General features: G+C 68.3%; 8 protein-coding genes and 2 pseudogenes. 7 read left to right on the top strand and 3 right to left on the bottom strand.

Features of this window, described 5'->3' with window-relative positions; genetic code table 11:
• Positions 1 to 112: 112 nt before the first annotated feature.
• Together G3N93_RS27260 and G3N93_RS27265 are read right to left on the bottom strand one after the other, a co-directional pair.
• Positions 113 to 469: pseudogene (locus tag G3N93_RS27260) on the bottom strand (3-deoxy-D-arabino-heptulosonate 7-phosphate synthase); the annotation flags it as partial.
• Positions 470 to 608: 139 nt separating this feature from the next.
• A complete protein-coding gene (locus G3N93_RS27265) occupies positions 609 to 1,241 on the bottom strand; it encodes a GNAT family N-acetyltransferase (RefSeq protein WP_206134358.1) in 633 nt (210 codons plus the stop codon).
• A 164-nt stretch (positions 1,242 to 1,405) separates the two neighbouring features.
• Here G3N93_RS27265 and G3N93_RS27270 point away from each other — a divergent pair, with 164 nt between their 5' ends.
• Positions 1,406 to 2,311: a DMT family transporter gene (locus G3N93_RS27270; protein ID WP_241026722.1), complete on the top strand. Its 906-nt coding sequence runs from the start codon at positions 1,406 to 1,408 to the stop codon at positions 2,309 to 2,311.
• Between the two features lie 183 nt (positions 2,312 to 2,494).
• Here the strand turns inward: G3N93_RS27270 and G3N93_RS27275 are convergent, their stop codons facing one another.
• Complete coding sequence (locus G3N93_RS27275) at positions 2,495 to 3,256, bottom strand: 2-keto-4-pentenoate hydratase (protein WP_174932665.1); 762 nt, start codon at positions 3,254 to 3,256, stop codon at positions 2,495 to 2,497.
• A 362-nt stretch (positions 3,257 to 3,618) separates the two neighbouring features.
• Here G3N93_RS27275 and G3N93_RS27280 point away from each other — a divergent pair, with 362 nt between their 5' ends.
• The 6 genes and pseudogenes from G3N93_RS27280 to G3N93_RS27305 form a co-directional block, all read left to right on the top strand.
• Positions 3,619 to 4,854 (top strand): ABC transporter substrate-binding protein, encoded by a 1,236-nt coding sequence (locus tag G3N93_RS27280; protein ID WP_174932666.1) that lies wholly within the window; start codon positions 3,619 to 3,621, stop codon positions 4,852 to 4,854.
• A 70-nt stretch (positions 4,855 to 4,924) separates the two neighbouring features.
• Positions 4,925 to 5,794, top strand: coding sequence for a carbohydrate ABC transporter permease (locus tag G3N93_RS27285; RefSeq protein WP_011349624.1), 870 nt, complete (start codon positions 4,925 to 4,927; stop codon positions 5,792 to 5,794).
• Positions 5,791 to 6,693 (top strand): carbohydrate ABC transporter permease, encoded by a 903-nt coding sequence (locus G3N93_RS27290; RefSeq protein ID WP_206134360.1) that lies wholly within the window; start codon positions 5,791 to 5,793, stop codon positions 6,691 to 6,693. Before G3N93_RS27285 ends, G3N93_RS27290 begins: the two co-directional genes overlap by 4 nt.
• A gap of 4 nt (positions 6,694 to 6,697) precedes the next feature.
• The gene (locus tag G3N93_RS27295; protein WP_206134361.1) at positions 6,698 to 7,486 is read left to right on the top strand and encodes an SDR family NAD(P)-dependent oxidoreductase; all 789 of its coding nucleotides are present in this window, start codon (positions 6,698 to 6,700) and stop codon (positions 7,484 to 7,486) included.
• Positions 7,483 to 8,628 (top strand): galactonate dehydratase, encoded by a 1,146-nt coding sequence (gene dgoD / locus G3N93_RS27300; protein WP_174932674.1) that lies wholly within the window; start codon positions 7,483 to 7,485, stop codon positions 8,626 to 8,628. Before G3N93_RS27295 ends, dgoD begins: the two co-directional genes overlap by 4 nt.
• Positions 8,629 to 8,659: 31 nt before the next feature.
• Positions 8,660 to 9,084 (top strand): annotated as a pseudogene (locus G3N93_RS27305) (ABC transporter ATP-binding protein); the annotation flags it as partial.

Raw genomic sequence — 9,084 nt, forward strand, 5'->3', positions numbered from 1 at the left:
CTGTGATAAACCGGCAGGAACCGCCCCGTACGCGTCAGGGGATCGACCATAAGGCTTGCCGGAACGGGGTTTCACCGGCACCCCCCGGATACGCGCACGACGACGATTTGCCGCTCCGCGCCGCCGAATGAACGACACGCGCGTGCGCGGACAGCGACGCGTATTCGCGCACGCTCGGCGCATCGTGCCGCAGCACCGCCGCCTGAAAGGCGGGATCGCCGGCGTGCGTATCCATTGCATCGCGGATCATCTGCGCGAGCGCGTCGATGAAGCGCTGCCGCAGTGCCGCGTCGGGCGTCTGTCCGTCGCTGCGCAGTCGGCGCGCTTCCTCGATCACGATCGCGAGCGTGGCGGCCGGGTTCGCGGCGTCGGCCGGCGACAGCGCGCTGTCGAGCGGCGGCAGCCGGTAGCGGCGCACGACGGTGCGCAGGGTTTCGTCGAGCAGGGCGGGAAGCGGTGTCAGCGACATGTTCGGTATCGGCGTGAACGCGGTGCGCGTGCCCGGGGGCCGGGCTTGCGCGCGCGATGATGTGCAACGTTATCACGCCGGGACGGGCGGGATACGGCGCATGTCGTTGCGAAGGGGCTTGATGCCGGGGCACGCGGCGTCAGTCGCGCGCCATGTTCCTCGTCAGCGTCTCGATGGTCAGGGTTTCGTCTCGCGGCCTGCCGACGCCTGCGTCGAACGGGTAGCCCGATCGCTCGCCCGTTCGCGTGTAGCCGCGGCGCAAGTAGAAGTCGATCAGTTCGTGGCGCGCAGACAGCACGACCATCACGGCTGTTTCGCTCTTCCAGCGGCGAACGGCGAATTGCTCGGCTTCGGTCAGCAATGCCTTTCCGAGCCCGCGGTCCTGCATCGACGGCGCGACGGCCAACGTGCCGATATAGGCTGCGTCTCCGTCTTTCCTGACTTCGATGCAGCCGGCAATGCCGCCGTCGATCTCGGCGACGAGCAGGACGGTGTCCGCTGCCCGCAGCGTCGCGGTGAGCTGTGACGACGTGATTCGCGGGCCTTCGACTAATGCTGCTTCATGTGTCCATCCGGCGGCAGCCGTCGTCGGGCGGTACGCAGCGTTGACCAGTTCGACGAGGGCCGCGACGTCCTGCTCGTTCGCTACCCGGTAGCTGGCGGCGCGCTGGGTCGCGCCTGTCGTTTCATTCATGGAAGCCCTCGATGTCCGTTGCCGCGGTTGAACCTGAACGTCATGTCGCCCAAGCATAGACGAACGATCGGCCGGCATCGGTATCGACCTGGCCGATCAACCGGCAATCCACATTTCGCGTCGCGCTGAAGCGTTCGCGCCAGGCCACCGGCATCATCTGCTGGCGTGGCCCGTGCCGAACGGGCCGATTCCAACCCCGTCATGGCCTGCGAACGCGCCTCCCCGACATGCAGCAGCCCGTCATGCCCCGCCACCCGCCCGCCGTCGCGGACCTGCTCCTGCTCCTCGCGCTCTCGACGTTGTGGGGCGCGTCCTACACGTTCATCCGGATCGGCGTCGAGACGATTCCGCCGCTGACGCTGATCGCCGCGCGAACCTTGATCGCGGGCTCGGTGCTGCTGCTGTGGATGCGCACCCGGCGCATTCCGATGCCGCGCGACCTTGCGGTCTGGCGGCGCTTCTTCGTCCAGGCGCTGTTGAACAGCGTCGTGCCGTTCACGCTGATCGCGTGGGCCGAGCGTTCGGTCGAAGCCGGCCTTGCGACGATCCTCAATTCCGCGTCACCCGTGCTCGCGTTCGCGGGCACCTGGCTGATCACCCGCCATGAGCCGCTGACGGCGCGGAAGCTGTTCGGCGTCGTCGCAGGGCTCGTCGGCATCTCGCTGGTGGTCGGCGTCAGCGCGTTCGACGGACTCGGGCGGCAACTCGTGCCGCAACTGGCGATCGTCGCGGCGACCGTCTGCTATGCGGGCGCCGCGATCTACGGGCGGGCCTTCAACGGGATGTCGCCGGCAGCGCCCGCTGCGGGCTCGCTCATCGTCGGCGCGGTCGTGCTGGTGCCGGCCAGCATCGTCGTCGATCGTCCGTGGACGCTTCATCCGTCGCCGCCGTCGCTGATCGCGTTGGCGGCGCTCGCGGTGTTCTCGACCGCGCTCGCGCTCGTCATCTACTTCCGGCTCGTGCAATCGCTCGGATCGGTCGGCACGACGGCGCAGGCCTATCTGCGCGTGCCGATCGGCGTCGGCATCAGCATGGCGCTGCTCGGGGAGTCGCTGTCGGCATCGGCGTGGGTGGGACTTGGATGCGTCGTCGCAGGCGTGGCCGCGATGACGCTGCCGTCACGACGGCGCGGGCCGCACCGCTCCTGACGTTGGTCACGCAACACGCCACGCATCGATCGTCGCCGTTACGCTGCGACCAGCGACCAGCGACCAGCGACCAGCGACCAGCGACCAGCGACCAGCGACCAGCGACCAGCGACCAGCGACCAGCGACCAGCGACCAGCGACCAGCGGCTCGGCCTGCATCGCCGTGCCCAAGCGCCACGCCCATCACGCCGTCAACGTCACCGACAGGCTGCCGAGTTCGCCGAAGCGCACCGTCAGCGCATCGCCGAGCGGCACGTCGATCGCGCCCGCATACGAACCGGTCGTCACGATCTGTCCGGCGCGTACCGGATCGCCGCGCGACGCGAGGAAATTGACGAGCCACACCAGCGGTTTCAGCGGATCGCCGTCCGGATGGCGGCCGTCGATCGCGCGGTTCAGTGCGCCTTCGAACGACAGCGCCAGCGTTTCGAGCGGCACGTTCAGCCCGTCGGGCACGACCGGGCCGACACACAGCCCCTGGTTGAATTGCCCGTCGGCCAGCAGCTCGAACTTCGACGCGCGCGTGGGCTCCGCATAGCGGCAGCCGAGCACCTCGAGCACGATGCGCACTTCGCGGATCGCGTCGCGCACGTCCTGTTCGTCGTACGGCTGATCGCGCGCGGGCAGGTCGCGATCGAGCACGAACGCGATTTCCGGTTCGATCCGCACGATCGGCCCGCCGACGACGCGGTACGGTGCGTCGGCCTCGCGGATCGTCGACGCGAAGATCGGCGCGAGGATCACGCGGTCGGGCGGCGGCAGCGCGCATTTCCAGCCGCCGACGGGTTCGCCGAGCAGGTCGGCCACGCGCTGCTGGATGGCGAGGGCGGTCTCGACGTTTTCGGGACGCAGCGCATCGGGCAGCAGCGGGCCGGGCGAGCCGGCATGGCGGGCAGCGACGAGATGCTGGGCGGCGCCGTCCACGCGTTCGGTAGTCGTTGTCATGTCGGTTGAGCGAGTTGAAAGTGGGCCGGCAAATAAGGGCCGGACGAAAGTCGCATAGTCGATGATAGCGCCTTCGGCACGATGACCGCTCGATCCGGTTGCGAACGGGCGGCGCGCAACCGCCGCGACACGCCCTCGGGATATCCCCTAGACGATCGGCTCGCCCCGGCGCTTGCACGCCGGACGGGTTGTGCGACACAATAGGGAAAGCGCTTTCCCAAATGAATCGGCCGACGGGGAAACGCGGGATTCCTGTGCGACGGATCGCGGCTGCATCGCCTGCCGCACGGCATTGGCCTTGCACTACCGGCCGTGCGCCACTCGCCGCGCGCAACGATTCAACAACAACGTGGAGACAGCAGATGTTCAACAGGCTTCGGGCGGCAACTTTCGCAGTCCTTTCAGTGCTGGCGGCGCAGGTGTGCGCCGCGCCGGTCACGCTCGACGTGACGGGCTGGAAGGGCGGCGGCGCCGAGCCCGCCAACATGGCGGCGCTGATCGCAAAGTTCGAGAAGGAAAACCCCGACATCAAGGTCAAGTTCGAGTACATGTCGCGCAACGACACGACGACGGTCGTGTCGTCGCGGCTGCAGGGCGGCAACGGGCCCGACGTGCTGATGGTCGACCGCGAGCTGATGCGGCAATGGCAGGGCGCGCATCAACTGCTGGATCTGAGCGGCGAGAAGTGGGTGCCGACGATCTGGCGCGGCGTGCGCACCCACACGCAGATCGCCGGCAAGACCTACATGCTGCCGATGGAACTGGTCGGCATCGGCCTGTTCGCGAACCTCGACCTGTTCAAGCGCGCGGGCATCGCGACGGTGCCGACCGACGTCGACCAGTTGAAGGCCGCGTGCGGGAAGCTCGCGGCGGCCGGCATCACGCCGATGCTGCTGCCCGCGAAGGAGGGTTGGGCGCCCGCGGCGCTCGTGATCGCGTCCGGGCTGGCAGCCGGCGGCGGTGACGCGGACGCACGTGCCGAATCGTTCGTCGGCGCGGGCAGTGCGCGCTTCGCGGCCGACCCGGCGTTCAAGCAGTCGATGGCTGCGTTGAAGGTGCTCGCGGACGCGAAGTGCTTCGTGCCGCGCCTGAACAATGGCGTGAGCGCGTGGAGCACGGGGCTCACCGAATTCCAGGCGGGCCGCGTGGCGATGATGCCGCAGGGTGCATGGAACATCGCGAAGTTCAGCGCGACGAAGGGGCTGTCGTTCCAGTTCGCGCCGCTGCCGGCGCTCGTGCCCGGCAACGGGCCGGTCGCGCTCGACATGCTCGGCACCGCATGGGCGATCAACGCGGCGTCGCACCAGGCCGACGCCGCGAAGAAGTGGCTCGCGTTCTGGGCGCGCCCCGACAACGATCGCCAGTTCCTCGACGCGGAAGCCGGGTTCAGCCCGTTCGAGGGCGGCACCGACGCGATGCCGCCGCAGGCGCAGCCGTATGCGGCCGCGCAGAAGAACGGGCACGTCGTGCTGTATCCGAAGGGGGTGTGGACCGGCACGCTGTTCACGGCGATCTGGAATTCGATGTCCGCGTATTTCCTCGACATCGGGCAGGACCCGGCGAAGCTGCTCGCCCGTTGGGATGCGGCTGCACGATGAACGGCCTGTCCGCTGACATTTCCCGCGCCGCGCGATCGTGCGTGGCGCGGTTCGACGAAGGAGCCGCGCGATGAAGCGCAACCGGACCTTGCTGTGGTGCGCCGTTCCGGCGCTCGCGCTGTACGCGCTGCTGAGCCTGTATCCGCTGTTCAAGGCCGCGCGGATGAGCCTGACGGATTTCTCCGGCGTGGGCGATGCGCACTGGATCGGGCTCGCGAACTACGCGGCGGCGTTTCGCGATCCCGCGAGCCTGCATACGCTCGTCGTCACGTTCGCGTATGCGGCGATCGTCGTGATCGTGCAGAACGGGCTCGGGCTGCTGTTCGCCGCGCTGCTGTTCTCGCTGCCGCGGCTGCGCGGCGCGTTGCGCGTCGGGCTGCTGGTGCCGAGCATGTTCTCGGCGGTGATCGCCGGGTTCGTGTGGGAGTACCTGTACTCGCCGCTCGGCGGCGGCATCAACGAGCTGCTGCACCTCGTGCATCTCGACGCGCTGCAGCAGGTGTGGCTCGGCGATCCGTCGGTTACGCTGCCGGCCGTCACGGCCGTGCACGTGTGGATGTACGTCGGCTATTCGACGGCGATCTTCCTGGCCGGCTACCTGAACATTCCGTCCGAACTGCACGATGCGGCGAAGCTCGACGGCGCGAACGCGTGGGTGCGCTTCACGCGCATCGACCTGCCGCTGCTCGCACCGGCATTCACCGTGAACATCACGCTGAGCACGATCGGCACGCTGAAGACCTTCGAGCTGCCGCTCGTGCTGACCAACGGCGGGCCGGACGGCGCGACGACCACGCTCGGGCTGCAGATTTTCCACAGCCTGTTCAACGACTACAAGTTCGGCTTCGCGAGCGCGCTGTCGATGATCATGCTCGCGATCGTCGTGGTGGTCGCCACCACGCAGAACACGATCCTGCGCCGCCGGGAGGACAACCTGTGAACGTCATCCGTCAACGCTTTCATGCGGACCAGCCGTCCGCCGGCACGTCGGGCGGCGGGCTGCGCACGAGTGCGCTGCTGCTCCGCGTGCCGGGGTTCGCGCGGCTCGTCGCCGCGATCGCGATCGTCGCGATCGTGCTGCTGCCGACGATCTACATGGTGCTGATGTCGCTGCGCACCGGCGACGACATCATCGCGCGCCCGCTCGGGCTGCCGGACCACGTGTTCTTCGGCAACTACGCGGCCGTGTTCACGCAGATGAACTACTGGCGCAGCGTCGCGAACACGATCGGCATCACGCTCGCGGTCACGTTCCTCGTCGCGCTGCTGTCGTCGCTCGCGGCTTACCCGCTGGCCCGCGTGAAGGGCCGGCTGTCGAACGCGGTCTACATCGTGCTGACGCTCGGCCTGACGATCCCGATGTTCGTCAGCCTGACACCGCTGTACGTGCTGTTCCGCGACCTGCACCTGCTCAACACGTATCTCGGCGTCGTGCTCGCGTACACCGTGCAGAGCCTGCCGCTCGGCGTGTTCTTCTACACGAGCTTCCTGAAGCGCATTCCGCTCGAACTGGAGGAAGCCGCGGTGATGGACGGCTGCAGCCCGCTGCAGGTGTACTGGTACATCGTGCTGCCGCTGCTGCGGCCGATCACCGGCACGCTCGCGATGTTCGTCACGCTGTCGGTGTGGAACGACCTCGTCTATCCGCTGCTGTTCCTGACCGACTCGTCGAAGTTCACGATCACGGTCGCGGTGTTCCGCTTCATCGGCACCAACGACATCGATCCGACCAAGCTGTTCCCGGCAGCCGTGATGGGCACGCTGCCGCTGCTCGTGCTGTTCTTCATTCTCCAGCGCAGGATCGTCGCGGGCATCACGGCCGGCGCGGTCAAGGGGTAAAGCCATGATGAATCCATTCGAATCGCTCGACGGCCGCGTGATCGTCGTCACCGGCGGCGGCGACGGCATCGGCCTCGGCATCGTCGAAGTGCTCGCGCAATGCGGCGCGCAGGTCGTCGTCGCGGAGAAGAACGCCGCGCGTGCCGACGCCGTGCGCGAACGGCTCGGCGGGCGCAATGCGCTGTTCGTCGAGACCGACGTCGCCGAACCGGCGAGCGTCACTGCACTGTTCGAGCGCGTAGACGCGCATCACGGCCGGCTCGACGGGCTCGTGAACAACGCGGGCATCACGCTGCACGGCCCGTTCGACACGTTCTCGCTCGACGACTGCGACCGCCTGTACCGCACCAACCTGCGCTCGATGTTCCAGTGCGCGCAGCTCGCGGCGCCGCGCATCGCCCGCGCGGGCGGCGGCGCGATCGTCAACATCGCGTCGAATCATGCGGGCGCGAGCGTGCCGGGCTTCGAGATGTACGCGGCGACCAAGGGCGGCATCGTCGCGATGTCGCGTGCGATGGCGACGAGCCTCGCGCCGCAGCGCATCCGCGTGAACACGCTGAGCCCCGGCTTCACGCTGAACGCGCCGATCGGCGCAGCACTCGAGCGCGATCCCGCGCTGCTCGACGCCTATCGCGCGCTGCATCCCGCGCAGCGCATCAACGAACCGGCCGATATCGGCCGGATCGCCGCGTTCCTGCTGTCGGACGCGGCGGCCGGCATCGCCGGCGCGGATCTCGTCGCCGACAACGGCATGTCGGCACTGCTGTTCAACCGCACCCGTTCCTCCACATGAAGATCACCGAAATCGAAACATTCGCGGTCGCACCGCGCTGGCAGTTCGTGAAGGTCAGCACCGACGAGGGCCTGGCCGGCTGGGGCGAGCCGATCGTCGAAGGGCGCGCGGCCACCACGGCCGCCGCTGTGCACGAACTTGCCGACTACCTGATCGGCCGCGACCCGCGGCATATCGAGGACCTGTTCCAGGTCATGTATCGCGGCGGTTTCTATCGCGGCGGCCCGATCCTGACGAGCGCGATCTCGGGCATCGAGCAGGCGCTGTGGGACATCAAGGCGCGTGCGCTCGGTGTACCCGTCTACGACCTGCTCGGCGGCCCGGTGCGCGACAAGGCGCGCGTCTATGCGCACGTGAAGGGCGACACGCCGGAGGAGATGGCCGCGAACGCGCGGCAGCTCGTCGAGGCCGGCTATACCGCGCTGAAGATGGGCGTGGTCAACGCGACCGACTGGATCGAGTCGCCGGCGGCGATCGACCGCGCGGTGGCGCGCTTCGGTACGGTGCGTGATGCGATCGGCAAGGAGGTCGGGCTCGGCATCGACTTCCACGGCCGCGTGCGCCGCCCGGTCGCGAAGGCGCTCGCCAGGGCGCTCGCGCCGTTCGACCCGATGTTCTACGAGGAGCTGCTGCTGCCCGAGCACAACGACGCGCTGCGCGAAGTCGCACGCGACTGCGCGGTGCCGCTCGCAACCGGCGAACGGCTGTTCACGCGCTGGCAGTTCAAGGAGCTGCTGCAGGAAGGCGTCGTCGACATCGTGCAGCCCGACGTGAGCCATACGGGCGGGATCTGGGAGCTGCGCAAGATCGCCGCGATGGCCGAGGCGTACGACGTCGCGGTCGCGCCGCATTGCCCGCTTGGGCCCCTGACGCTCGCGGCGTCGCTGCAGATCGATTTCTGTACGCCGAACGCATTCATCCAGGAGCAGTCGACCAATGTGGCCTATCACGACGACAACGCGATGTATGCGTACACGCGCGGCATCCCGTTCGCGTTCGACGCGGGCTACGTCGCGCGCCCGGATGCGCCGGGGCTCGGCGTCGAGATCGACGAGGAGAAGGTGAGGGAAGCCGCCGCGACCGGGCACCGCTGGCGCAACCCGGTGTGGCGTCGCGAGGATGGCTCGGTCGCCGAATGGTGAGCGGCAGCAACGGACGAGGAGAAAGGCAATCATGGCAAGTGTGTCGCTCAAGCAGATCCACAAGCGCTACGACGACGGCGCGGACGTGATCAAGGACGTCAGCCTCGACATCGAGGATGGCGAATTCATGGTGTTCGTCGGCCCGTCGGGCTGCGGCAAGTCGACGATGTTGCGGATGCTGGCGGGGCTCGAGGAGATCACGTCGGGCGACCTGCTGATCGACGGCCGCCGCGTCAACGACGTGCCGGCCGCGAAGCGCGGGCTCGCGATGGTGTTCCAGAACTACGCGCTGTAGCCGCACATGACGGTGTTCGAGAACATGGCGTTCGGGCTGAAGCTCGCGGGCGTCGACACGGCCGAGACGCGCACGCGCGTCGGGCAGGCGGCCGAAGCGCTGCGGCTGTCGGCGCTGCTCGACCGCAAGCCGAAGCAGCTGTCGGGCGGCCAGCGGCAGCG

The sequence above is a fragment of the Burkholderia sp. Se-20378 genome (genome assembly GCF_017104665.1).
GTDB classification, from domain to species: Bacteria; Pseudomonadota; Gammaproteobacteria; order Burkholderiales; family Burkholderiaceae; genus Burkholderia; species Burkholderia lata.